The sequence below is a fragment of the Sphingopyxis sp. EG6 genome (assembly GCF_003609815.1).
Taxonomy (GTDB): domain Bacteria; phylum Pseudomonadota; class Alphaproteobacteria; order Sphingomonadales; family Sphingomonadaceae; genus Sphingopyxis.
Window position 1 is genome coordinate 749,875 of the sequence record NZ_AP017603.1, and the last position, 24,700, is coordinate 774,574.

General features: G+C 64.8%; 26 protein-coding genes. 23 read left to right on the forward strand and 3 right to left on the reverse strand.

Features of this window, described 5'->3' with window-relative positions:
* Positions 1-37: 37 nt before the first annotated feature.
* From SPYCW_RS03620 to SPYCW_RS03640, 5 genes are all read left to right on the forward strand, one after another.
* Complete coding sequence (locus SPYCW_RS03620; protein ID WP_120215636.1) at positions 38-301, forward strand: DUF6117 family protein; 264 nt, start codon at positions 38-40, stop codon at positions 299-301.
* Positions 298-585: a hypothetical protein gene (locus tag SPYCW_RS03625; protein ID WP_232014821.1), complete on the forward strand. Its 288-nt coding sequence runs from the start codon at positions 298-300 to the stop codon at positions 583-585. Before SPYCW_RS03620 ends, SPYCW_RS03625 begins: the two co-directional genes overlap by 4 nt.
* A gap of 105 nt (positions 586-690) precedes the next feature.
* The gene (locus SPYCW_RS03630) at positions 691-5,028 is read left to right on the forward strand and encodes a strawberry notch family protein (protein ID WP_120215638.1); all 4,338 of its coding nucleotides are present in this window, start codon (positions 691-693) and stop codon (positions 5,026-5,028) included.
* The gene (locus tag SPYCW_RS03635; RefSeq protein ID WP_120215639.1) at positions 5,028-6,089 is read left to right on the forward strand and encodes a DUF7146 domain-containing protein; all 1,062 of its coding nucleotides are present in this window, start codon (positions 5,028-5,030) and stop codon (positions 6,087-6,089) included. Before SPYCW_RS03630 ends, SPYCW_RS03635 begins: the two co-directional genes overlap by 1 nt.
* Before the next feature lie 320 nt (positions 6,090-6,409).
* Complete coding sequence (locus tag SPYCW_RS03640) at positions 6,410-7,342, forward strand: DUF2493 domain-containing protein (RefSeq protein ID WP_120215640.1); 933 nt, start codon at positions 6,410-6,412, stop codon at positions 7,340-7,342.
* Positions 7,343-7,358: 16 nt separating this feature from the next.
* On the opposite strand, the gene SPYCW_RS03645 is transcribed toward SPYCW_RS03640, so the two are convergent.
* Positions 7,359-8,282: a DUF6615 family protein gene (locus SPYCW_RS03645; protein ID WP_120215641.1), complete on the reverse strand. Its 924-nt coding sequence runs from the start codon at positions 8,280-8,282 to the stop codon at positions 7,359-7,361.
* A 258-nt stretch (positions 8,283-8,540) separates the two neighbouring features.
* Between SPYCW_RS03645 and SPYCW_RS03650 the strand changes: the two genes are divergently transcribed.
* From SPYCW_RS03650 to SPYCW_RS03670, 5 genes are all read left to right on the forward strand, one after another.
* The gene (locus tag SPYCW_RS03650; RefSeq protein WP_120215642.1) at positions 8,541-8,957 is read left to right on the forward strand and encodes a hypothetical protein; all 417 of its coding nucleotides are present in this window, start codon (positions 8,541-8,543) and stop codon (positions 8,955-8,957) included.
* A gap of 700 nt (positions 8,958-9,657) precedes the next feature.
* On the forward strand, positions 9,658-10,059 hold the full coding sequence (locus SPYCW_RS03660) for a single-stranded DNA-binding protein (RefSeq protein WP_120215644.1): 402 nt from the start codon (positions 9,658-9,660) through the stop codon (positions 10,057-10,059).
* 457 nt (positions 10,060-10,516) lie between these two features.
* Positions 10,517-10,681: a hypothetical protein gene (locus SPYCW_RS18895; protein WP_172595410.1), complete on the forward strand. Its 165-nt coding sequence runs from the start codon at positions 10,517-10,519 to the stop codon at positions 10,679-10,681.
* A gap of 284 nt (positions 10,682-10,965) precedes the next feature.
* Positions 10,966-11,163 carry a transcriptional regulator domain-containing protein gene (locus tag SPYCW_RS19215; RefSeq protein ID WP_120215645.1) on the forward strand — a complete coding sequence of 66 codons (198 nt, stop codon included), beginning with the start codon at positions 10,966-10,968 and terminating at the stop codon, positions 11,161-11,163.
* Between the two features lie 76 nt (positions 11,164-11,239).
* Positions 11,240-11,749 carry a DUF2285 domain-containing protein gene (locus SPYCW_RS03670; protein WP_232014822.1) on the forward strand — a complete coding sequence of 170 codons (510 nt, stop codon included), beginning with the start codon at positions 11,240-11,242 and terminating at the stop codon, positions 11,747-11,749.
* Positions 11,750-11,751: 2 nt separating this feature from the next.
* On the opposite strand, the gene SPYCW_RS03675 is transcribed toward SPYCW_RS03670, so the two are convergent.
* A complete protein-coding gene (locus SPYCW_RS03675; protein WP_120215647.1) occupies positions 11,752-12,057 on the reverse strand; it encodes a DNA -binding domain-containing protein in 306 nt (101 codons plus the stop codon).
* Positions 12,058-12,529: 472 nt separating this feature from the next.
* Here SPYCW_RS03675 and SPYCW_RS03680 point away from each other — a divergent pair, with 472 nt between their 5' ends.
* The 7 genes from SPYCW_RS03680 (at position 12,530) to SPYCW_RS19110 (ending at position 18,725) form a co-directional block, all read left to right on the forward strand.
* Positions 12,530-12,802, forward strand: a complete 273-nt coding sequence (locus SPYCW_RS03680; protein ID WP_172595412.1) for a helix-turn-helix transcriptional regulator — start codon at positions 12,530-12,532, stop codon at positions 12,800-12,802.
* Positions 12,803-13,942, forward strand: a complete 1,140-nt coding sequence (locus SPYCW_RS03685) for a replication initiator protein A (protein ID WP_120215648.1) — start codon at positions 12,803-12,805, stop codon at positions 13,940-13,942. It abuts the gene before it with no gap.
* Entirely contained in the window at positions 13,939-14,457 is a 519-nt protein-coding gene (locus SPYCW_RS03690) for a DUF2840 domain-containing protein (protein WP_120215649.1), read from the forward strand. The genes SPYCW_RS03685 and SPYCW_RS03690 overlap by 4 nt, the downstream gene beginning before the upstream one ends.
* Entirely contained in the window at positions 14,454-15,011 is a 558-nt protein-coding gene (locus tag SPYCW_RS03695) for a S26 family signal peptidase (protein ID WP_120215650.1), read from the forward strand. The genes SPYCW_RS03690 and SPYCW_RS03695 overlap by 4 nt, the downstream gene beginning before the upstream one ends.
* A gap of 67 nt (positions 15,012-15,078) precedes the next feature.
* Positions 15,079-15,414 carry a DUF736 domain-containing protein gene (locus SPYCW_RS03700; protein WP_120215651.1) on the forward strand — a complete coding sequence of 112 codons (336 nt, stop codon included), beginning with the start codon at positions 15,079-15,081 and terminating at the stop codon, positions 15,412-15,414.
* Between the two features lie 4 nt (positions 15,415-15,418).
* Entirely contained in the window at positions 15,419-16,351 is a 933-nt protein-coding gene (locus SPYCW_RS03705) for a lytic transglycosylase domain-containing protein (RefSeq protein WP_120215652.1), read from the forward strand.
* A 1,141-nt stretch (positions 16,352-17,492) separates the two neighbouring features.
* Positions 17,493-18,725: a DUF3363 domain-containing protein gene (locus SPYCW_RS19110; protein ID WP_197715678.1), complete on the forward strand. Its 1,233-nt coding sequence runs from the start codon at positions 17,493-17,495 to the stop codon at positions 18,723-18,725.
* Positions 18,726-18,736: 11 nt separating this feature from the next.
* Here SPYCW_RS19110 and SPYCW_RS03715 read toward each other — a convergent pair whose 3' ends face one another.
* Positions 18,737-19,240 (reverse strand): TetR/AcrR family transcriptional regulator, encoded by a 504-nt coding sequence (locus SPYCW_RS03715; protein ID WP_120215654.1) that lies wholly within the window; start codon positions 19,238-19,240, stop codon positions 18,737-18,739.
* Between the two features lie 103 nt (positions 19,241-19,343).
* Here SPYCW_RS03715 and SPYCW_RS03720 point away from each other — a divergent pair, with 103 nt between their 5' ends.
* The 6 genes from SPYCW_RS03720 to SPYCW_RS03745 all read left to right on the forward strand — a co-directional run bounded on the left by SPYCW_RS03720 (position 19,344) and on the right by SPYCW_RS03745 (position 24,632).
* The gene (locus tag SPYCW_RS03720; protein ID WP_120215655.1) at positions 19,344-20,111 is read left to right on the forward strand and encodes an SDR family NAD(P)-dependent oxidoreductase; all 768 of its coding nucleotides are present in this window, start codon (positions 19,344-19,346) and stop codon (positions 20,109-20,111) included.
* Positions 20,112-20,257: 146 nt separating this feature from the next.
* Entirely contained in the window at positions 20,258-20,608 is a 351-nt protein-coding gene (locus SPYCW_RS03725) for a carboxymuconolactone decarboxylase family protein (RefSeq protein ID WP_120215656.1), read from the forward strand.
* Between the two features lie 57 nt (positions 20,609-20,665).
* Positions 20,666-21,892 carry a flavin monoamine oxidase family protein gene (locus tag SPYCW_RS03730; RefSeq protein WP_120215657.1) on the forward strand — a complete coding sequence of 409 codons (1,227 nt, stop codon included), beginning with the start codon at positions 20,666-20,668 and terminating at the stop codon, positions 21,890-21,892.
* Entirely contained in the window at positions 21,819-22,856 is a 1,038-nt protein-coding gene (locus SPYCW_RS03735) for an alcohol dehydrogenase (RefSeq protein ID WP_120215658.1), read from the forward strand. Before SPYCW_RS03730 ends, SPYCW_RS03735 begins: the two co-directional genes overlap by 74 nt.
* On the forward strand, positions 22,846-23,526 hold the full coding sequence (locus tag SPYCW_RS03740; RefSeq protein WP_120215659.1) for a cupin domain-containing protein: 681 nt from the start codon (positions 22,846-22,848) through the stop codon (positions 23,524-23,526). Before SPYCW_RS03735 ends, SPYCW_RS03740 begins: the two co-directional genes overlap by 11 nt.
* A gap of 215 nt (positions 23,527-23,741) precedes the next feature.
* Entirely contained in the window at positions 23,742-24,632 is an 891-nt protein-coding gene (locus tag SPYCW_RS03745; protein ID WP_120215660.1) for a LysR family transcriptional regulator, read from the forward strand.
* Positions 24,633-24,700 lie beyond the last annotated feature (68 nt).

A 24,700-nucleotide genomic window follows, 5' to 3' on the forward strand; every position in this document is an offset into this window, starting at 1 on the left:
CCTCAGACCGGGGTCTTTTCATGTCTGGAGAACCGCCATGGCAATTCCCGAACACGCCCGCACGAACTTCAACACCCTGCTGCGCGCGGCAGGAGACGGCAATCTGGCCCTCATGGAGTGCCTCGATGCCGACACCCGCAAGCCGCGATACGTCCTTTGCGCCGTCGACCGCGATCACGGCGACTATGTGATGACGCCCTTCGGCCATCTCGCCGACGGCAACCCCTATGATGCCTATCTGCCACCGGACCCCGACGATCCGACCGGATTCCTGTCGGCAGACGCGAGCACGGCGTCGTGACCGTCGACGACATCTTCGCCGAGGACCGGCGCAACCCTCCCGCGGAGCGCTCGCTTCCGTGGGAGGAAGTCCGCGACGGGATCATCGTCGTGGTCGAGCCGAAACCGCATTGGGCGTCGGACATGGCGGCGTTCCGGCTCATGGATCGCCAGTGGTGCGACTATGCCGACTGGCGGGCGAACGGCCCCGGCGCGCGTTTCGTCCACAATCCCGAAACGCGCGGCGACGATGTGATTATGAAGGCGCGCGCCATGATCGCCCGCGAGATCGCGGACGGCCTCTAGGATGCGCAAGAGAGATAGAGAGGGGCCGGGACGGGTTTGAGCCCGTCTGGTCCGAGAGAGAGCGCCGGCGGGCTTGCCCTTTTCCGCTCTCCCGAGGATGTCCCGATGAACGCTCCGTTCCCTCTCGCCAATACGCTGTCGGCAGCACCGCTCGCCGCGCCCGTCGATCCCGCCGCCGCCGTCCACGCGGCCGCGCTCGCGCTCCTGCCTCATCTCGAACGCGGCGCGCGCGTCGATGCCGCCATCCTGCGCGGCGCCATGGAAACCGCGTTCGGCGCGTCCGACGCCACCGGCCTCTGGGACTGGAAAACCGCCTATGAGGCTTGCGAGGCGGCGACCGTCCTCTTCCTGCGCAAATATGGCAGGACGCTGCTCCGCAAGGCCGGTTCCACAGCCTCGGCGCTGCCCCTGCTCGGCAAGATCGCCCATCTCCTGCCCACCCACACGCGCCGCTCCGAAGAGAGCCAGGCCCTCCAGCAATTCTCGACTCCGATCCCGCTCGGCCTCGTCGCTGTCGCCGCTGCCGCCATAACGCCTTCGGATCGCGTGCTGGAACCATCGGCCGGCACCGGCCTGCTCGCCATTCTGGCCGAGATCGCCGGCGGCACACTCGTTCTCAACGAGCTGGCCGAGATGCGCGCCGCGCTGCTCTCCTCCCTCTTTCCGGCCATCGCCGTGACCCGCTTCGATGCGGCACAGATCGACGATCATCTCGACGCGGCCATCGTCCCTTCCGTCGTGCTGATGAACCCGCCATTCTCGGCCATGGCGCATGTCGATGGCCGGGTGGCCGACGCGGCGTTCCGCCATGTCGCCTCGGCGCTCGCGCGCCTGGCGCCCGGCGGGCGGCTCGTCGCTATTACCGGCGCGAACTTCTGCCCCGAGGCTTCGGCTTGGACCTCGGCCTTCGCCCGCCTGCAGGAGCGTGGCCGCGTCGTCTTCTCGGCCGCGATCGACGGCTCGGTCTATGCCAAGCATGGCACTACCGTCGCCACGCGCCTGACCGTCATCGACAAGCTGCCGGCCGAGGACGCCACCGTCTTCCCGGCCTCTCCCGGAGTCGCGCCCGACACGGCGACGCTCATGGGCTGGATCGAAACGCTGGTGCCCGCGCGCGCGCCCGTCGATTCGGCGATGCTGGTTCCGGTCGCGGCGCCTCTCGCCCCGCGCAGCGTGCGCGGCTATCTGAACCGCGTTGCCAGGACCGCACCCGCCGCTGCGGCGACCGACCCGGATGGCGTCGCGCTCGACTATGAACTCCTCGACGCGCAGGCCGAGGACAGCGGCCGCCTCTCCGACGCTATCTATGAAGAATACGGATTGCAGGCGATCCGCATCCCCGGTGCCCAGGCCCATCCGACCAAGCTGGTCCAGTCGGCCGCAATGTCGAGCGTGGCTCCACCGAAGCCGAGCTATCGCCCGCAGCTCCCCGCCAACATCCGCGATCTTCTGTCCGACGCCCAGCTCGAAACGCTGATTTACGCGGGCGAGGCCCATTCCGACTATCTCGCCGGTTCGTGGACGGTCGATGAGACCTCCGATCTCGTCACCGCCGCGCGCGACGACGCCGAAAACGCCGTGCGCTTCCGGCGCGGTTTCATGATCGGCGACGGCACCGGCGTCGGCAAGGGCCGCCAGTCGGCCGCGATCATCCTCGACAACTGGCTGCAAGGCCGCCGCAAGGCGGTCTGGATCTCGAAGTCCGACAAGCTCCTCGAGGACGCGCAACGCGACTGGTCCGCGCTCGGCATGGAGCGCCTGCTAGTCACGCCTCTGTCACGCTTCCCGCAAGGGCGGCCGATCACGCTCAGCGAAGGCGTCCTATTCACCACCTATTCCACGCTGCGCTCCGATGATCGCGGCGAGAAGGTTTCCCGCGTCAAGCAGATCGTCGAATGGTTGGGCTCCGATTTCGATGGAGCGATCATCTTCGACGAAGCGCACGCCATGCAGAATGCCGCCGGCGGCAAGGGTGAGCGGGGCGACGTCGCCGCGTCCCAGCAGGGACGCGTGGGCCTTCGCCTCCAACACGCGCTCCCCAATGCGCGCATCACCTATGTCTCGGCGACCGGCGCCACCACCGTCCACAATCTCGCCTATGCCCAGCGCCTCGGCCTCTGGGGCGGCGAGGACTTCCCGTTCGGAACCCGCGCCGAGTTCGTCGAGGCGATCGAGGCCGGCGGCGTCGCGGCGATGGAGGTGCTGGCCCGCGACCTGCGCGCGCTCGGCCTCTACACCGCCCGCTCGCTCTCCTTCGACGGCGTGGAATACGAGCTGGTCGAGCACGCGCTGACGCCTGAGCAGACCCGCATCTACGACGCCTATGCCGGGGCCTTCGCCATCATCCACAATCATCTCGACGCGGCGATGGAGGCGGCCAACATCACCGGATCGTCGGGCACGCTGAACCGGCAGGCCAAGTCCGCCGCGCGTTCGGCCTTCGAGAGCGCCAAGCAGCGCTTCTTCGGCCACCTCCTCACCAGCATGAAGACGCCGACCCTGATCCGGTCGATCGCGCGCGATCTCGATGAAGGCCATTCCGCCGTCATCCAGATCGTCTCCACCGGCGAGGCGCTGATGGAGCGGCGGCTGTCCGAACTGCCAACCGAGGAATGGAACGACGTGCGCGTCGACATCACGCCGCGCGAATATGTTCTCGACTATCTCGCCCATTCCTTCCCGACGCAACTCTACGAGCCGTTCACCGACGGCGACGGCAATATCTCCTCGCGCCCCGTCTTCCGCGACGGCCAGCCCGTCGAAAGCCGCGAGGCTGTCGCACGCCGCACCGAGCTGATCGAGAAACTCGCCAGCCTGCCGCCCGTGCCCGGCGCGCTCGACCAGATCGTCCAGTATTTCGGCACCGACATCGTGGCCGAGGTGACGGGCCGCTCGCGCCGCATCGTCAGGAAAAGCAGCCCCGGCGCGATCGACCGGCTCGCGGTCGAGAACCGCGCCGCCTCGGCCAACCTCGCCGAAACGCAGGCGTTCATGGATGACGCCAAGCGCGTGTTGATCTTCTCGGACGCCGGCGGCACCGGGCGCAGCTACCATGCCGAACTCTCGGCGCGGAACACGCGGCTGCGCGTCCACTATCTGCTCGAACCGGGCTGGAAGGCCGACGCCGCCATCCAGGGCCTCGGCCGCACACATCGCACCAACCAGGCGCAGCCGCCGTTGTTCCGCCCGATTGCGACCGACGTAAAGGCCGAAAAGCGCTTCCTCTCAACGATCGCGCGCCGTCTCGACACGCTCGGCGCCATCACGCGCGGTCAGCGCCAGACCGGCGGTCAGGGCCTGTTCCGGCCCGAAGACAATCTGGAAAGCGCCTATGCGCGCGATGCGCTGCGCCAGCTCTATCTCCTCCTGGTGCGCGGCAAGGTCGAGGGCTGCTCGCTCGACCGCTTCGAGTCCGCCACCGGCCTGAAGCTGATGGACTCGACCGGCATCAAGGACGAACTGCCGCCGATCACGACCTTCCTCAATCGCCTGCTGGCGCTGACCATCGAGCTTCAGGGCGTGCTCTTCACCGCCTTCGAGCAGCTTCTGACGGCGCGTATCGAGGGCGCGATCGCCAGCGGCACCTATGATGTCGGCCTGGAGACGCTGAGCGCCGAGCGGTTCATCGTCACCGACCGCAAGACCATCTACGCCCACCCCGGCACCGGCGCGGAAACCCGGCTGCTGACCATCACCCAGCGCGAGCGCAACCGTCCGCTCTCGCTGGACGCGGCGCTCGGCCATCTCGATGACCGGCGCGCCCGGCTCCTCGTCAATGAGCGTTCGGGCCGCGCCGCCGTGCAGGTGCCGACGACGAGCATCATGCTCGACGATGGCGAGATCGAGCGTCGGGTGCGGCTGCTACGGCCGATGGAGGCGCATAACCTGCCCGTCAGGGCCATGGGCGAAACGCACTGGATCGAAGCCGATCACGCCGCTTTCGCCGCGGCCTGGGCCGCCGAGATCGCCGAGGTGCCGGAATTTTCCGACAGCACCATCCACGTCGTCACCGGCCTCCTGCTGCCGATCTGGAAACGCCTGCCGAACGAATCGACCCGCATGTATCGGCTCCAGACCGATGACGGCGAGCGCATCATCGGCCGCAAGGTCTCCCCGGCCTGGGCCGTGAACGCGACCACGACCGGCGCTACCACGCTGACGGCGGACGACGCCTTCATGGCGCTGATGGACGGACGCACCATTCTCGATCTCGCCGAGGGCCTTCAGCTTCGGCGCGTCCGCGTCATGGGCGCCAACCGCATCGAACTCTCCGGCTTCACCGACACGATGCGCGAGCGGCTCTCGGCCTATGGCCTCTTCCACGAGATCATTTCGTGGAAGCTGCGCATGTTCGTGCCGACCGATGACAAGGGCGCGGCCGTCGTCGACAGGCTGCTCGAACGCTGGCCCGTCCAGCGCATCGGCGAAAAGGAGGCCGCATAATGGCCCGCCTCGACGCTGGCGAACTCGCGATCCGCCTCGGCCGTCAGGCCGAGGCGGTATGCCGCCACTATCTGTCCTCGGGACACCGCGAGGGGCGCTACTGGCTGGTCGGCGATGTCCGCAACACGCCCGGCCGCTCGATGTTCGTGCGCCTCAAGGGTTCGGAGACCGGCAAGGGCGCGGCAGGAAAATGGATCGATGCGGCGACGGCAGAACATGGCGATCTTCTCGACGTCATCCGCGAAAGCTGCGGTCTCATCGACTTCAAGGACGTCGCCGAGGAAGCGCGGACGTTCCTCAGTCTTCCCCATCCTGACCCTGAACCGGGGAGATGGAAGGGGAGCGCCGCACCCGCACCGGCAGGATCGGCGGAAGCGGCGGGGCGGCTGTTCGCCATGTCGCAGTCCATCGCGCGGACGCGCGTGGAGACCTACCTCCGGGATCGCGCCATCACGGCCTTGCACGAAACCGGCGCGCTGCGCTTCCATCCGCGCTGCTACTATCGGCCCGACGAGCACTCACCGACCGAGATCTGGCCGGCGATGATCGCCGCCGTCACCGACCTCTCCGGCAAACTGACCGGCGCGCATCGCACCTGGCTCGACCCCGGCGGCTTCAGCGAAGCGCGACTCGGCCGCGCGCCTATCGAGACACCCCGGCGTGCGATGGGTGATCTACTCGGATCGGCCGTCCGCTTCGGCATGGGCTCGGAAGTGATGGCGGCCGGCGAAGGCATCGAAACGGTGCTGTCCGTCCGATCCGTCCTGCCCACCATGCCGTCCATGGCGGCGCTCTCGGCCGCGCACCTCTGCGCGATCCTGTTCCCGGCGACGCTGCGGAGGCTCTATATCGCCCGCGACAACGATCCGGCGGGCGACGGCGCGATGAAGACCCTGATCGAGCGCGCCGGCGCAGTCGGGATCGAGACGGTCGTGCTCACACCGCGCCTCGGGGACTTCAATGAGGATCTCCGGCTGCTCGGTCGCGACACATTGGCGGCGGGGCTGCGGGACCAGATCATCCCCCGGGATGTCGCCCGCTTCATGTCCCTGGCGGCCTGACCGGCAAGGGAGGGTGATGGGGCCTCGCGGCGTCGGGACGATCAAGGTGATGGCGGGGTTTTCGTCTCAAGGAGCCGCACCCACGGCCTTCTGAGAGGGCGATCGGGCGACAGCCGGGCCGGACAGGCAATAGCTGCGCCCGACGATTTTCCGCCGCGTCCTGCGGACGCTTTGCATCGCGAAGCAAAATCGCCGGCCTTCGCCATCCTCCTCTGCGTTCCGGCCTTCCGCTTCGCGTCAGGTGCAGGTCCGTCCCGCCCGCCGCCTTCGTCGCCATGAAGGCCGCGATGGGCGCGGTCACGAGACGAAGGAAGTCCGCCATGACCGAAGAACACGACACCAGCTACGAACCGCACCACGCCTCCTCCCCGACCGATCACGTCCTTCAGGAACTCGCGCTCTACGGCTACCGTCCCTTCGAGGACGAACCAGACCCGCGGCCGCTCCCCGAAGGCCATGTCGTCGCCGGCAGCATCGCTGACATCTTCGACGCCCTCGTGGTGGCGCTCGCAGATACCCGCCTCGAACCCGACCTCGAAGAATTGCTCTGGGGCACGGTCAACCTCTTCCACCGCGCCACCGACCGGATCGAACGCGAGCTGGACGATAACGAAGTCGCCCAGCGCCGCCTCCAGCGGGAACAGGATGGCTCCGAGGTGAAGTCGGTCGAACTCGAACGCCTGACGGCCGAGGGACAGACCCTTCTCGAACGGCGCGACGCCTTCGAGCTGATGCGCGACCAGGCCGCCGAACACTTCGAGCGCAACACCCATTCGATCTGGCGGCCCCGCACCGGCTCGATGGTCAACCATCGCAACCTGACCGCCGCGATGATCGACAGTCGCGACTTCCTCGCCGCCAAACGCCGCGCCTCGAACGAGGTGCTGTTGCCCGCCGGCCCCAAGATCGCCTTCACCGGCGGTCTCGACTTCAACGACCACCGCCTGATCTGGGCCAAACTCGATCAGGTTCTCGCCAAGCACCCCGACATGGTGCTGCTGCACGGCGGAAGTCCGAAGGGCGCCGAACTCATCGCCGCGAAATGGGCCGCCAATCGCAAGGTCGTGGAGGTTCCCTTCAAGCCCGACTGGACCAAGCACGCCAAGGCGGCCCCCTTTAAACGCAACGATGCGATGCTCGATACGATGCCGATCGGCGTCATCCATTTCCCCGGCACCGGGATTCAGGACAACCTCGCCGACAAGGCCCGCAAGCTCGGCATCCCGGTCATGAAGTTCGACGGCGGCGCGTAAAGCGCCGCCTTTCAACTCAACCTTGCTGAGCGTCGGGATTGTTGGTGATGGTCGGCGTTCGGTCGTCGCTTGTTCGACCGGAAATGAAGGTAATCGTCGGAACCTCAACATCATGTTGCCTGACGCGGATCGACGGGCCATCCGGCAAGCGGCGACCGACATCGCTGGCGACGACGAGGCCGTTCGGCTCCAGAAGGCGGCGGATGACCGCATCCACATCGTCCCTGCCTTTGGCGCCAAGGGCATCCCAGCGATACCGCTCTCTCAAGGATTGCTGCACGAAATCCGGCGGAGGAACGGCTTCGCCCTTCCAGTCTCCGGGCGGGCACAGGATCGCCTCGATCCCGAAGAAATGCTTGCGCAGATGGCTGAGCCGTTTGTGGTGCTTGATCTTCCTCGGCGTTGCCGACGCGGAGGCCAGTTTCACCTCAAGCTCATCGGCGATGTCACTGGCAAAGGCCAGATTGATCCCCTTGATGGTCGGCGTTGTCCTGACGAATGCGGGATCGCGCGTTACGCTGTGATGATTGTAAAACATATAGAGCGGTATCCACGGATCAGGCGCGTCGCGCAGAACCCGGAACTGGTAGTCCGTGGCCGTCGGCGGATAGTGAAGCAGCTCATTGTAAGCGCGATGTTTGATCTTGACCGCTTTGGAGCCCTTGTCCGCGGCGTTCAGGCGCTTGGCCTGAATCCTGACGCAGAGGTTGCGGCGGCTCTCGGCGTGCCAGAAGCGCAGATCAAGATCGCCGCCAGTATTGACTTCGACCGGATATTGAATCACGAGATTGGGGCCGGCAAACGCAGCCAGCGCACCCGTGAAAATATCGGTCATCGTCTCCTCCCGAAAACGCCCGCGCTCAAGATGGCTTTCGCGATCGAGAAGCTGGCCGATCAAGAGCGGCAGCTTGGTCGCCAGTTCACACATTGTCGTCGGCATGAATCCCCCTTTGCGAACACAGATAGAATTGCGCCGGGGGTGACGCCAGCTCGGGAGCGCCGCCCGTTCACCGTTACTTTCCCCAACACACTGTCCTGGCGTCCCTCTAAAGCAAATCCGCTTCCCCAAGCTGACTTGACGAATGGATCAAAGCTCACTCTTATCTTTTGCGAAGAACCGGAGAAGCAACATAGTCGCAGGCAGAGCGTATCCAGAGGCAGCCTGTCGTGATCCTCATCCGTTCACCCGGAGGTTTCCATGACGCTGATCCTTCTTGCCGCCTCGCTGACCATCGCGCTTAGCCTGATTGCCTGGCACCTCGCCATCTATGCGCTGCCCGTGATGACCGCCATCACGGCGTTCCAATATGCCCATGGGGCCGGCGCCGGCTTCCTCATGTCCGCCGCCGCCGCCATCGGCGCGGGGCTCGCCTCGGTCGTGTTCGTGCTCGCCGTCCTCGGTTTCGCGAAGAACCCGGCCCTGCGCCTCGGCGCGCTCGCGCTGTTCGCCACCCCGGCGGCTATCGCCGGCTACGCGCTGGTGCATGGCGCGACGAAGACCATGATCGACTCGGCCATCGCGCTGAACCTGCTCTGCGGCGCGAGCGGACTGATCGTCGGCATCGCCGCCCTCATCAATCTGAACGGCGTCGCAGGCTCCAACCCATCCCGTTGAGGGGCGGCGCTCCAGCGCTCCCATGCCGATCCTGGCAGCTTTCGCCGCCGGTTTCCCCTTCCGGTCAGAGGCTGGCGTCAAAGCCGTGGCGCTTCGATCGTCCCATCCCCGGCGCGCTTCATCCGGCACTGAGAGAAGATCGACATCGGCGGAGATCCGGGCGCGGAGAAGGTCGGCGCGATGCCGGCCAGTCCCTTGGCTGCGTCTCGGTCGTGGCCGTGAACCCCGTCATCCCTCACGCGCATGGTCTGGAGCCACGCCATCTCCTGTCGCCGGATTCGATCCTGTCCTGTTGGTGTCCTGATAACCCGTCAGGCGCTTCGCGGTGACGAGGGCCTTTCCCATCGCAGCGATGCGGTGATCGGGTCGAAACGGCCTGATGCGATGCGCAGGGCGTCGATGCGGGCTGGGGCCTGATCCGGGCGTCACGCCGGCAAGGACGATGGTTCTGAAAAGGCGTCTCCATCGGGCTTTCGGACGCACCAATCCCCCCGACTGACTGATCCCCTAAGTCCGTTCTGTTTCCTCCGGCAACCCCCGCGGTTTCCGGCCGTGTTGCCGCGCAAGCGCGGCTGCCCGCACCACCCGGACCTTGCGGGTCAAGCCGCCGCCGAGGGCGGCGATGCAGGAGTCTCCAGACGTCCTTTTTCGGGTCTCGTCGGAGGGAATGGTCCCTTCGGGAAGCAACGGAGACTTGAAAATGCAGAACATCGTCATCCTCGCCGGCAACATCGGCCAGACCCCGGAAACCCGCAACACCCAGAGCGGCACGAGCATCACCCACTTCACCCTCGCTACCTCGCGCCCCCGCTACTCGGAAGGCAAGGTCGTCCGCGACAGCGAAGGCCGCCGGGTGCAGGACACCGAATGGCACCGGATCACCGTCTTCAACGGCCTCGGCAAGACGGTCCAGGCGCATTGCGACAAGGGGATGAAGGTTCTGGTTCGCGGCCGCATCCACTACACCAAATGGACCGACCAGCAGGGCAACGACCGCTACGGCTGCGAGATCATCGCCGAGACGGTCGACTTCCTGAGCCGGGCCAAGCAGGCCCAGGACGGCAACGACCAGCGCGACATGGATGACGACATCCCGTTCTGATCGGAAGGAAAGAACCCGGCGGCGAAAGCCGCCGGGATTTTTCATGTTCGCGCAGGACCACCGCCACACACGGGCGATATCGCCGCCAGATCGCGCCATCCCCGGTTGACGCGGAAGGATCGAGAGGCTGGCGCTAACGGCGCCGTCATATTCGGCGGCAGGCATCACATTCGTCCAGACGATCACGACGGACGATGCGGCCATCGGGGAGCCAGTGTCGCGAAAGCGGCGATGGCGGCTGTGAGGCTCACCCGGCTTGCCGAAGAGGCACGAACCACCCCGCTCTATGGGCTCAACCTTGGTTCTGGTCCCGGCCTTCCAGGGTCAACCCTCATGGGGTCCGCTACGCAAGCGTGCGGTCGCTTCAGCTTCGCCTGCGCGATGACCCCGGCCCAGACCAGAACACTTCGGCCGCCGTCGAGCGGGGAATGGTCCCCGCCGGAACGGGAGCCGGATCATGAGCTTCACCACCGCCAACGCCTACGCCGTCAGCCTGGCCGCCACCCTGATGGTCGCCATCGTCATCTTCCGCGCCGGCGACGGCACCATGAGCGTGATGCCCGCCACCGAATATGACGGCGATGAAGACAGCATCGTCTCCGAGATCGATCCCTTCGCGTAGGCCAGCGAGGCATTCGTCCCTCTGAACGCAAGGGTGTTCGCGACCATGCCGATCCGACGGTGCGGACCGGCGGTGCGGCTACGCCCGAGGACATGGCCGTGCTCGCCGTACTGCGCCCGGCTCGCAAAACAACAACTGTGATGCTACGAATAAATTAACCAATAAATTGATCGTGTTAGCCGATCCAGTTATCGCGACAAAACGGCTACAGTTATTTCCACCGATGCTGGAAGGTCTCTATTCGGGCGTTGCTTTGCATGTGTCCGGTATAGAGAGGTAACGCCATGCTGAGCATCGACTGGCGTTCTCCGGCGGCATACAGATTTGCCAAGAGCATCCCCGCTGCCGGTTTCGCTTGGGAATATCTTCGCCGCGATGACGAGTATCATCGCGAGTTTCAGGCCATCACCGCGTCGCCCAAACCGGACCCGGAGCGGCTGGAAGCGTTCGCGCAGCGCTGGGGGCTGCGATTTTCCGACTGATCCTGAAACCCCATCCGATCGGCAATCGCTGTTCTGGAATCCGAGCCTTCAACCGCGGGCCATATGGCTCTCTCCCGTGCAGCATCACGCCAACGAGATGCAGCCGATCGTCACGCTGGCGCATCTCGACGGCCTTGACCTGCGCCAGGCCGCGGACGGTTGGCACGGCATCTGGCAAGTCAACGGCGTTGCGCACCAATTCTGGTTGCCCCACGCCGTTCCCGACGCCGCGGCTTTCTATGGAACAGTCCTGCCGATGGACGACCTCTACGACCTGCGCGTTCACGCTGCCCGGAGACTTTGGCGGTCCCTCAAAGGTCGACCGCCCGGTCCTGATTTTCGCGCGTTGCCCGAGCAGCTCCGGCAATGGCACATCCTGTCCTTGCGTGCGCTCGACGCGCGCCTTCGTGGAGAGAGCTACCGCGCCGTCGCCGAAGTCCTGCTTGGTTTCAGCGGCACGAAAGAGGATTTCGAGGTCGATCCACGCAAGAACAAGGCTCGCCGCCTTGTCGCCCATGGCATCAGAACGATGCGGGGCGGTTATCGACTCCTGCTGCAATATCCGATCAAGGCAGTGGGCAAGTAAGCTTACGCCTGCCTGCCGCCGCGCGTAGCCATTGCAACCGCCTGTTCCAGAATGCGCCGATAGCCTGAGCCTGAGAGCCACTGCGCGCGGGCGAGATGACTTTCCCAACAATGGCGGCTGCGCGCTTCTTCGGCAATTGGATCGCGATGCAGGACGATGCGAGCGACCTCCCGCCAGTCCGCGCCGTCCCGGCTGGCGTCCAACAGGCGCAGGTAGGTGACATAGTGCTGCTCGTCATAGGGCGAGACGGCGTTTCCGCTCGGCGCTTCGTCCGCAACGTCGGGATCGAGTTCGACTGCAACTGGCATAACTATTCCCCAAGTCCGAGGTGGCTTGGTCTGCGGTACGCCCCCGCAAACATCCTCTATGACTCTTGGTGATCGGGGAGTTCGAAACCGTCACGAAACGGCCCCGTGGCCTTTAGTTCGGGTGAACCTGTTGCATACGCCACAGGCTCCCCGACCATAAGGTCAAGGAGTGTGGTGCTGTAACGGCCAACACCAACCGTTCGTGAGGGGTTTCGACGCCCCGAAGCAGTGCGTTCCTGCTCCGTCGCCAGTCATAGCCGAACCACGCGGGAATGTCTTCGCCGAATCTACCCAGTCGACAATGACCCGCTGAATTACCTCAGCTTATTCGTTCCGGAAAAGCTTCTTGGGGTGCCGCCTGCGCATAGGCGCAAATGCGGCACGCTACCGGCCGCCGATCCCTCGCCATGGTTCGCCATAGCCCGCCGCCACGACGGCAGCGGCATCCATCGACGAACCAGAGGTGATCCCTATGGCCATCCGCCCTAACGCGGACATGCCGCCGCGTCTGCTGCGCACACAGGAAGCCGCGCGCTTCCTCGGCATCTCCATCCGCACCCTTGAGAAACATCGCACCTACGGGACCGGCCCGACCTATCGCAAGGTCGGCGGTCGCGTCCTCTACGCCATCCGCGATCTGGAAGCCTGGACCGAGATCGGCACCCGCAAATCCACCCGCGATCCGAACGCCGGCACGGTCTTTCCCGCGCGTCCGCTGACACCGCAAGAGCGGGGTGAGTGCTGAATGCTGCGCGACGACGATCATAGCCCCGCCGCCGGGCAAGGCCGCGACGCCAGCGAACGGAGCCGCCTCGACCCTTTCGTGGTCGCGACCGGCGATGCGAGCCCGCGCGATCAGCGCGACCTGATGGAACGGCCGTTCTTCTCGCTCGCCAAGGTCAAACGCACCGCGCCAATCCTCTACGAATCCGGTGGCGTCCGCGTCGAGGTCTTCGGCATGGCCGAATACGGCATGGCGACCATCTGGGACGCCGACGTGCTGATCTGGGCCGCCTCGCAGATCGTCGCGGCCGAGAATAACGGCCTGCGCACCTCTCGCTTCTTCCGCTTCACGCCCTATCAGCTCCTCATGGCCGTCGGCCGGGGAACCGGCGCGCGGGAATATCGCCTGCTCAAGAACGCGCTCATCCGCCTGCAATCCACCTCCATCCGCACGACCATCCGCCAGGGCGAGCACTGGCGGCGGCATCAATTCTCCTGGATCAACGAATGGGAGGAGCTGACCACCCGCGACGGCCGCGTCGAGGGCATGGAATTCGTCCTGCCCGACTGGTTCTATCGCGGCGTCACCGATCGCTCGCTCGTGCTGGCGATCGACCCAGCCTATTTCCGTCTGACCGGCGGCATCGAGCGCTGGCTGTATCGCGTCGCCCGAAAACATGCCGGACATCAGCCGCACGGCTGGCTGTTCGAGGTCACGCACCTTCACCAGAAATCCGGCAGCATGGCGCGGATTTCGGACTTCGCGCTCGACCTGCGTCGCATCGCCGCCAAGCAATCGCTGCTCGGATACCGCCTCGAAATCTACCGCGAAGGCCGCCGCGAGCTGCTGCAAATCCGGCCCGCCGGCACGTCCACAGTGCCTGTTGAAAAGGGTGTGGAAACACTCGTGACTTCGGGCGCAAAGGGTATCGGGACTTCAGGCGCAGCACTATCGGGACTTCAGGCGCACGAACCCCAGTTAAGCCTTTGGCCTGCAAAGCGGAATCCGGGCGCTAACTTAGAGTCTAACCAAGAATCTAACTTTTCTTCTTTGACGGGCGCGCGCGCAAAGCGTGGTGCCGGTGCCGCAAGGTCCGTCGCCGACGTATTGCGCGACCTGTTCTCGCATGACGCCCCCGGCAGCGACGGAGAGCGGCTATGAGCGGCAAATCCTCCCGCCGCGTGCATGGCCGTCCGCAGCCGGACGGGCCTGCGCCGTTCACCACCCTGGTCGAACTAACCTTCGAGAAACGCAAGGTCGAACGCTGGATCAGGTTCGGGCGCAAGAGCTACGAACAGATCCTCGACCGTCGCCGCAGCATCGTCGGCTTCGCGCCCGACAGCATCTTCGCTTTCGTCCGCTGGGCGGCGGGCGAGTATGGCACAATCGTCTCGCGCATCGACATCGTGCGCGCCATCGGCCGCGGCGAACCCTTCCAGACCTTGCCCTTCGTGCAGCCGGGCGGCGACATCCTGTTATGGATCGACGGCTGGCCCAAGGTCCAGCGCGCGCTTGCCGCGATCGACGCGGTGGAAGGGCTCGGCCTCGATCCCGCCGAGGCTTCGCCCGACCACTGGCGGCACGTCCATAACCGGCTCGCCGCCGGACTGGCGCCGAACGCCTACACACCCGAGCGTCATGCCGCGTGGATCGGCCGCCGGAGGATCGACCCATGAGCCGCCGCCGCATCGTCGCGGTGTCGGCGTTCGCCGTCATCGCCATCGCCGCGACCGCCGTGGTCGAGATGCCGACACGGCTGGTCTGGAACGTCACCGCCAGCGCGCCGGTCGGGCTCTACGCCATCGCCCCGGCCGAGCGGCTAGCAGTGCCCGAGCTGGTCGCCATCATGCCGCCCGAACCGCTCGCCCGCTTCATGGTCGCGCGCGGCTATGTCGGCGACGGCGTGCCGCTCTTGAAGCGCGTCGCAGGGCTTCCCGGCCAGCAGGTTTGCCGCACCGGCCGCGTCGTCACGGTCGATGGCGCGGCGATGGGCGATGCGCTCGACCGCGACCGGATCGGTCGCGATCTGCCCGTCTGGCAGGGCTGCCACATCATCGCGCCCGGCGAACTCTTCCTCATGAATCCCGGCGTCCGCGACAGCCTAGACGGCCGCTACTTCGGCCCCGTTCCGGCGCGCGCCGTCATCGGCCGTGCGCGGCCGCTCTGGACCGACGAGGACGGCGACAGCCGCTTCGTCTGGCGCGCCCGAACGCCTTCCGCCGCGCGCTGACCGCTTCGCCGTTGGCGGGAGCGGTGCCCGCCGATGGCTTTTCCACCACCACCGCATGGAGACAGTCATGCCGCAAATCGGTCAATTCCATCGCGACGCATCCGGCTTTGCCGGAGAGCTTGTCACGCTCACCCTCAAGCGCGAACTCGTCATCGTTCCCGCCGATCCTTCGGACTCGGAGAACGCGCCAGACTATCGCGTGCATCACATCGCCGATGACGGCCCGGAAGTTGGCGCGGCATGGAAACGCACCGGCGAGAAGGCCGGCGAATATCTCTCCGTCCTGCTCGACGATCCCGCCTTGCCGCAGCCGATCCGCGCGAACCTCTTCCGCGACGACGATGCGGGATCGTCATGGTCGCTGCACTGGACGCGCCCGAAGTCGCGCGAAGAGCGGGACTGAAGCCATGCGGTCCCGTATCATCACCGCGCGCAAAGCCCGCATTCCTTTGTTCGCGGGAAAACCGTCTCATTCCTTCGTCCCGCTCGACCACAAGTCGGCCGGCGCGCGCAGCGAAGGTCAGGGGCGGCCTCCGGCCGGCGCTTCGCGCGCACCCTTGACCGCAGCGAGCACGCTGGCAGGCTGGTGGTTCGGCGGAGAAAGATCGTCACGGCGCAGGACCGTTCTTCTCCTCGCCATCGCGCTCGCGCTTCCGGCGGGGCCGACGGTCACGATCGCGCAATCGGCATCCGTCATGCGCCCCGCCGCCGATCCGCACCGCGCCCACATCACCGAGGCGTCGCAGCGCTTCGGCATTCCCGAGCACTGGATTCGCGCGGTGCTGCGCGCCGAGAGCGCGGGCGACGTGCGCGCGATCTCAACGGCCGGGGCGCTCGGCTTGATGCAGGTCATGCCCGACACCTGGGCGGGCTTGCGCGTGCGCTATCGGCTCGGCAGCGATCCCTACGATCCACGCGACAACATCCTCGCAGGCACCGCATATCTGCGCGAGATGTGGGACCGCTACGGCAATGTCGCTGCGATGCTCGCCGCCTACAATGCCGGTCCCGGCCGCTACGACGATCATCGCGCGACGGGCCGCCCGTTGCCCGCCGAAACCCGTGCCTATGTCGCTGCGCTGCTGCCGCTGCTTGGCGGGGCGGCTGCGCCCGAGACGCCGGAGAAGCGTTCGGAACCGCCGCCCGATTGGCGCGAGGCACCGTTGTTCATCCTGCGCGCGGCCGACACGCAAACCGCAGCCGGGCCGTCATCAGGCGCACAGTCCGGCGGACGATCCGGCGACGGTCGCGCTGCCGTTCCGGTGCGCGATCCCGCCGATACGGAGCTGCAGCGCGGCGTCATGTTCGTGGCCCGAGCGAACGGCGGAGGGGTGCGATGAGCATCGCGTTCTCGCGTTCGAGCGGGCCGCATCCGGTGTGCAGTCAGGCAGGGGGTCGCCTGGCTGCATTCCAGGTTCTCAGGGCAGGAAGGGAAGAAAGGGCGGAGGGCAAGATAAAGGAAACCGGCACCATGGGGTGGCGGTTTCGGGGCAAGCCCTTGTCTGCACACTGTTTTGGGGCACCGTTTCCGGCACCTTCCTTGTGGAACCCGCGTGCCGCGTATCGGCGGAAAGCCTTGGCTTTACAGGGTTTCGACCGGCACCATAGCCCAATATCGGGAGGTTTTCTGCGTTTTAGGCCGGAGGCGCATCCTTGAGCGCCGACGACGAATTCCACTTCCGGCCGAAGCCCGGCCGCATCCGCGCCGATACGCCGAAGGCGGGCAAGGCCAGGAGCTTTCTCACGCAGGCGAAGAAGCTCGCCCGCCAGCAGAGCAACAGCCCGTCGCGGTCCTCAGCGTCATCGCCATCGCGCTCCCGATCGTCGGCCACGGCCAAGGGCGGCAAGGCTTCACGGACGAGCGCGCCGGGCCTCAAGCGCGGACGCGGTGCTGCCTTCGTGCGCGCCCGAACATTGTCGGGCGGCTGGAAGCACAGCGCACCGGGGATACGCCGCGTCGTCGTCAAAACCCGCTACGTTCAGGGCGCGGGCAAGAACGGGAAGTCCGCCGCTCATCTGCGCTACATCCAGCGCGACGGCACTTCGCGTGATGGCGAGCGCGGCCAGCTTTATTCCGCCACCGAGGATCGCGCTGATGGCGCAGCCTTCGTCGAGCGCGGCGCGGATGACCGCCACCAGTTCCGCTTCATCGTCTCGCCCGAGGATGGCGCGGACCTATCGGACCTCACGGCCTATACCCTAGACCTGATGAGCCAGGTCGAAACCGATCTCGGCACGAAGCTCGATTGGGTCGCAGTCAATCACCACAACACCGGCCATCCTCATGTGCATGTCATCGTCCGCGGCAAGGACGAACTGGGCGAAAACCTCGTCATCAACGGCGACTATCTGGCCAACGGCATTCGTGAGCGGGCGAGCGATCTGGCGACGCTCGAACTCGGCCCCGTCACCGAGATCGAGCAGAGCCGCAAGCTCTCGGCTGAAGTCGATCAGGACCGTTTCACCCGCATCGATCGCACTATGACCGAGGAAGCCCAAGACCGCCTTCTCGACCTGCGCCACGAGCCCGCCGATCCGAAGCGCCAGTTCAACCGGACGCTTCGCCTGCGTCGTCTCGCCAAGCTGGAGAAGATGGGCCTCGCCACCGAGCACGCACCGGGCGTCTGGGAGTTGGGCGAGTGCATGGAACCGGCGCTGCGCGAGTTGGGCGAGCGCGGTGACATCATCCGCACCATGCACAAGGCGCTGAAGGCTGATGGGCTGGAGCGCGACCCCATGACCTTCCGGATTCACGACGCCGCGCCGGAAGTCCCGATCGTCGGCCGCGTCGTCGATAAATATCTGACCGACGAGCTGGGCGAGAACCTGACCGTCGTGGTCGATGGTATCGACGGCCGCACGCACCATGTCGCCGGCATCGACGCCGCCCATGTCGCGGATGCCCGGATTGGCAGCGTCATCGAGATCGGACCGGCCGAAACCTCGAGCCGCCCGTCCGACCGCACCATTGCGACGATCGCCGAGCGCGGCGTCTATCGGCCGAGCCGCCATCTTGAACAGGCGAAGTTCGAGGGCCGCGTTCCGGGCGGCGATTACGACGGCTATGTCGATGCCCATGTGCGTCGGCTGGAGGCCCTGCGCCGCGCCGGGATCGCCGAGCGGATCGACGCCGACCAATGGCGCATCCCGCAAGACTTTGAGAGCCGCGCCGCCGCCTATGACGCCGGCCGCAACCGGCAGGCCAATATTAGCATCCTCGCCACCGCCCGGCTCGAACAGCAGATCGGCGCGGACGGCGCGACCTGGCTCGATCGGCGGCTGGTCTCAGCCGAGACGTCGGATCTCGCGCCCGCCGGCTTCGGCCGCGAGGTGCGCGACGCGATGGACCGCCGCTGCGAGCATCACATCGACCGGGGTGATGCGGCCCGCCAGCCGAACGGTGGCATCGCCTATCGGCGCAATCTTCTCGCCACTCTGCGCGAACGGGAGGTCGCCCGTGTCGGCAGTGAACTGGCTGCAACCAAGGGCCTGCCGTTCCGCGCCGCTGCTGACGGCGAGACCGTCAGCGGCCAGTTCACCGGCACGGTGCAGCTCTCCAGCGGCAAGTTCGCCATGGTCGAGCAGAGCCATGAGTTCACCCTTGTCCCATGGCGGCCGGTCATCGACCGTCAGCTCGGCCGTGAGGTGAGCGGCATCGTTCAGGGCGGGTCGGTGTCGTGGCAGTTGGGCCGGCAGCGGGGGCTGGGCTTATAGACAATTTTCTCTCAGGAAAGCTCAGCGATTGCTTCCTCGAACGCTACGGGGCTGGCAAGCACATTCGCCAACAACATTGCCCCTTCCAGTATAGCCATTACTCGCATTGCCTTTGCCTGCGACAAGCCACCCCCGATGAGCTTTTTAAGCCCAAGCTCGAAAAATCGCCGTGCCTCGACTAAGACCTCATTCGGAAGATTACCCGAGGTAGCGCCGAGCGCACCGCACAGGCACATTTTGCCATCACTGCGCAGCGCGTGCTGGAACGCTGCTATCCAAGCTCCGACCACGTCGCTGCCGCCTGCCATTTCCTTGTCTATCGCAGCCATGAAACGCTCGGTGTAACGACGCGCGACTGCCGCTGCCAGGCTCTCCTTGGTCGGAAAGTGATAATGCACGCTCGCACTCTTCACGCCTACATCAACGGCGATCTCTCTAAAGCTGAATCCGTCATAGCCTGCGTCCCTTATGCGACGCTCGGCAGCGTCCATGATGGCATCCGCCGTCTCGCTCAATTTCTCATCCTTTCATCTATCATCTGACAGATAGGTCTTGCGCGGACCGAACGCAATCGCTATGTGTTGTCTATCTACCGATAGATATACAAAGGAGCCACAGATGCGTTTTGAAGGAAAAATCGTTGCAATCACCGGCGGGGGGTCGGGTATCGGAAAGGAAACCGCCTTGCGCTTCGTTGCGGAAGGTGCCCGTGTGGCGATCAACGGCCGTGATCTCGGCAAGCTCGAAGCCGCTGCTCGTGAAATCGACCCGAGCGGGCAGAAGGTTGTCGTCTCGGCTGGAGACATCGCCGATCCGGCAACCGGCGTGGCTCTCGTGGACGCGGCCGTTTCGCGCTTCGGCAGGCTCGACGTGCTGGTCAACAATGCCGGCGTGTTCAATCCCAAGCCCTTCCTCGAACTGACCGAGAAGGACTACGACTGGTATCTTGATACTATTCTGAAAGGTAAGTTCTTCACGGCGCAGGCCGCCGCCAAAGCTATGAAGGACAAGGGCGGCGCGATCGTGCAGACAGGCTCGATGTGGGCGATCCAGGCAATCGGCGCGACCCCTTCGGCTGCCTATTCCGCCGCCAATGCCGGCGTCCACGCCATGGTGCGCAATCTCGCCATTGAACTCGCGCCCTACAAGATCCGCATCAACGCGGTCGCGCCCGCTGTTGTCGAAACCCCAGTCTACAACACCTTCATGACCAAGGAGCAGGTCAAGGAAGTGCTGCCGACCTTCGACTCTTTCCATCCGCTCGGTCGCAACGGCCAGCCGCGGGATGTGGCCGAGGCGATCCTTTTCCTCGCCTCCGAGCAGGCGTCGTGGATCACCGGCGCCATCTTGCCTGTCGATGGCGGTGTCACAGCCGGACGACAGTAGTTGCGATAGGGGCGGTGCTTTCACCGCCCCATAATTATTCCCGCGCCGGCACAAGTCCCTTCTGGCTGCCGCCCTGAAATTCACGTCTGCGGCGTCGTCTGAATATCGGCGTCTGCTTTTCGCCCCATTCAAAGGAACATGGACCCATGAACAACATGCAAGACTGGAACGCCTATCGCGGCGCGCTTCTCAATCGCGTTGGCGATTTCGCCAAACTGAGTCCCGACGTGATGCGCGGCCTCCATAGCATTGAAAACAGTGCAGCCAAGACCGGCAAGCTGGAGCCGAAAATTCACGAACTGATCGCGCTCGCCGTGGCCGTCACGACTCGTTGCGATGGCTGTATCTCCGTCCATGCCAAGAAGGCTGTCGAGTTGGGTGCGACGAACGAGGAAATCGCCGAGGCTCTCGGCACCGCGATTGCCCTCAACGCGGGCGCGGCTCTGACCTACACTGCTCGCGTCTTCGATACGATCGAAGCTCTTCCGAAAGAATGACAAGGAATCGAGGGTTGCTTTGCCTGCCCTCGTATTCTCTCTCGAAAGCAAAACACCTTGAACTATCCTGTCCTCATTATCGGAGGCGGCCTCGCCGGCCTGAACGCAGCCCGTCTCATTCATGAGGCCGATATCGACTTCCTGCTATTGGAAGCGCGGGACCGGCTCGGCGGCCGTATTCTTTCAGCCGATGCCGCTGGCCAAGTATCCGATGACGGCTTCGATCTCGGACCTTCGTGGTTCTGGCCAGACATCCAGCCAGCAATGGGTGATCTGGTTGGTAGGCTTGGGCTTCCCTTCTTTCCGCAGAACAGTGCCGGCGATGTTGTCTTCCAGAGGATGTCGCGGGAGACGCCGCAACGCTATCGCGGTATGCGGCAGGAACCGGAATCGATGCGGATCGCCGGAGGAACGGGAGCCATTATTTCCGCGCTTGCGTCCGGCCTTCCGAAAGAGAGTATCCGCCTCGGCGCTCGCGTGACAGCTATCACGCTCAGAGGGCCGGAGGTCGAGGTTGGCTTCATCGATGCGAGTGGTGCAAAGAGAACTGCAAAGGCGGCGCACGTCCTACTTGCTGCGCCGCCACGACTGATCGAAGCGACAGTTTCCTTCTCACCTGCTCTCGACGCGGCAACGGTCCGGCGTTGGCGCGAGACGCCGACTTGGATGGCCCCACACGCGAAGTTCTTCGCACTCTACGACCGGCCCTTCTGGCTTGAGGCTGGTCTATCCGGCACAGCCCAAAGCATGGTCGGCCCGCTCGTCGAAATCCACGACGCGACGACAGCTTCAGGGCAAGGTGCATTGTTCGGTTTCGTCGGCGTACCCGCCGGGCAACGCGCGGCGGTCGGACGCGACGCCATTATTGCGGCTTCCGTCCAGCAACTCGCACTGTTGTTCGGGCCGGCCGCCGGAACGCCGCGCGCGACGCTGTTTAAGGATTGGGCGGCCGACCCCCTCACGGCGACCAAAGACGATCAATCAGCCGGCGGCCATCCTGTCCCTTCGGCACAGTCATGGGTCGGCGCTGAATGGCAGGACCACGTCGCTCTGGCCGGGAGCGAAACCAGTCTTACCGAGCCTGGCTATCTCGCCGGTGCGGTCGAGGCGTCCAAACGCGCCGCGGCCGCCATCGTGAGCAAACTGGCCAAGTCTGGAGAGCGGACCTCCGCTGCTCCCTCCGAACAACCTGGATTCAGGGAATCAGACCATGAAGAGCACATATCGAGCCATGCAGGTCACAACGCCCGGCACGCTGGAACTGGTCGAGCGCACGACGCCTAAGCCCGGCAAGGACGAGGTGTTGATTGCGGTCGAAGCTTGCGGCATTTGCGGCGCAGACAGTGCTGATATTGAGGGTGCCGATCCGTCCCTGAATCCGCCGCGCGTGCCCGGCCACGAGGTCGTTGGGCGCATTGTCGCCATCGGTGAAAACGCACCGTCGATCTGGAAACTCGGGCAGCGCGTCGGAGTTGGGCGGCTCGGGGGTCATTGCAATGAATGTGCCCAGTGCCGTCAGGGCCAGTTCCAGCTTTGCGAGAAACAGAACTTCGTCGGCGCATCGTGCGACGGCGGCTATGCCGAACTGATGCTCGCGCGTGGTACCGGCCTCGTTTCTATTCCTGACGAACTCGATTCCGAGGAGGCCGCGCCGATCCTCTGCGCTGGTATCGCCACTTTCAACGCGCTGAAGAAGTCGGGCGCGGAAGCCGGTGATCTCGTCGCAATCCTGGGAATCGGCGGCCTCGGCCACATGGCGCTGCAATATGCCCGAAAAATGGGTTTTAAGGTCGCAGCGATCGGACGTGGGCGGGACATTGCCGAAGATGCTCTCGACCTCGGCGCACACCTCTATATCGACACCAAGTCTGAAGATGCCGCAGCCAAGCTCAAATCCATGGGCGGGGCGACGGCGATCATCACCACGATCGGCAATACCGAAGCAGTGTCCTCGCTCCTGGGCGGTCTCGCACCGCGCGGCCGTCTTGTGCTGCTTGGCTCGGGCAAAGACCCGCTGCCGGTCTCGTCCGGCCAATTCGTAGTCGGCGAACGCAGTCTGCGCGGCTCCATCACCGGGACGCCCTACGAGAATGAAAAAACTCTCAATTTTAGCGTGCTCGCCGGCGTGCGCCCGCGGATAGAGACCATGCCGCTAGAGAGGGCTTTCGAGGCTTATCGAAAGATGAAGTCCGGTGACGTCAAATTCCGAATGGTCCTGACAATTAAGGAGGCGGACGATGCGCATTAACGACGATCTGACCAAACCTGTCATCGTCCATTCCGCGAAACTCGACTGGGTATCCAGCCCGGCGGCGGGCGTCGATCGACGCATGTTGTTCCGCATCGGGCGTGAAGTAGCGCGTGCAACAACTATCGTGCGCTACGCCCCCGGCAGCGTGTTCCCGCGCCACACCCACACCGGCGGGGAAGAAATCCTTGTTCTGGACGGCACATTTCAAGATGAACATGGCGACTATCCGGCCGGTAGCTACTTCCGCAACCCACCCGGAACGTCTCATGTCCCTGCCGCTAAGGACGGCTGCGTCATTTTCGTTCGTCTCTGGCAGTATCGCGAAGGCGACCAAGCGCAGATTGTACACCGGCCCGGAGAGGGTGAACGGGTCGAACCGCGTGCAGGTGCAGATTCCGCGACTGTTCTCTTCGACGACGGCCACGAGCAAGTGCGCCTGGAGGACTGGAAAGCGGGTGAGACGGTAACGATCGCCAACGCACGCGGATTGGAGTTCTTCGTCCTCTCGGGCGGAATGATCGTTGCTGGTGAAACGCTGGAGCCACTGAGTTGGGGGCGGCTGCCTGCCGGCACTGACCTTATCACGACCGTCGGCGCCGAAGGCGTCAAAGTCTGGCTCAAGGATGCGCCGCTGATACATCCCGACGTTCTCCAAATGCCGGAATAGACCGGCCCAATCATTTGCACTGTTCCTATTAGGAAAGAAAACAGAAAATCCAGCGCCAAGGAAAATACGACGAGTTCTTGTGAACGGTGAAAGTTGCGTTGCTTTGGAGCCAGGTTGATCTTGGCGGTAGACCTGTAGGGAGTGATATGCGGCGACAGGGAAAGAAAAGGCACGACGCACCGGAATTGATTTCACTGCCTAGCCGTCGTGTTCCGATGATCGCTCTGATTCAGACCCTTGCCGTTGCAGAGTATCTCAGCTTCCATCGCGCGGCTCGGGCGCTCGGCACCAGCCAGTCGAGCGTAAGCGCGCGGATCAAGGCATTGGAGGACGACCTTGGCATCGTCCTTTTCGACCGCAATACACGCGGCGTCCGTTTGACCGAAGCCGGCCGCCGTTTTGTCGATCAGGTCCATGACGCCATCGGCATCCTCGACCATGCGATCAAGACGGCGGGGATGCAGGCGCGCGGTGAGGAAGGGGAACTACGGATCGGCCTTCATGGCTTGATTCCCGGCGGCTTTCTCGACCACCTGCTGAAGCGATACCGTGTGGAACATCCCGCCATCGCTGTCGCTATGATTGAGGGATCGGCACGCGATGCGATCATGCAAGTGAGAGCGCACCAAATCGACGTCGCGTTTCTAGTCGGAACCTTCAATCTACTTGATTGTCTTTCTCGGCCGATCTGGACCGAACCGTTAGTCGTCGCACTGCCGGCAAACCATCGGCTCGCCGACGCGTCCGCCGTCACATGGGCCGATCTCGCCGATGAGACATTCCTTGTGCGGCACGGTGGCACGGGACCGCAAGTCCATGACCATATCGTGTTGCGTCTTGCTGGGCGCTGGCCACCACCCGCCATCCAACGCTTCGAAGTAGAGCGCTGCACGCTGCTGTCCATGGTTGCGCAGGGATTCGGGATCACAATCCTTGGAGCCGCGAGCCGGCTGTTCCCGACAGCAGGTATCGTCTTTCTGCCTTTCCTCGACGAGCCGGAGCCGATTGTATTTTCGGCGGTCTGGTTGCCGCAAAATCGCAGCGCCTCACTCCAAAACCTGCTGGCGCTGGCAAGTGAAATGGCGCGGTCAATGCCGCCCAACTGACTTCCTGTTGTTCGCCAACAAGCCCAAGCGTATCGCCGCGACGCCAACCCATCCTATTCGCCGCCTAC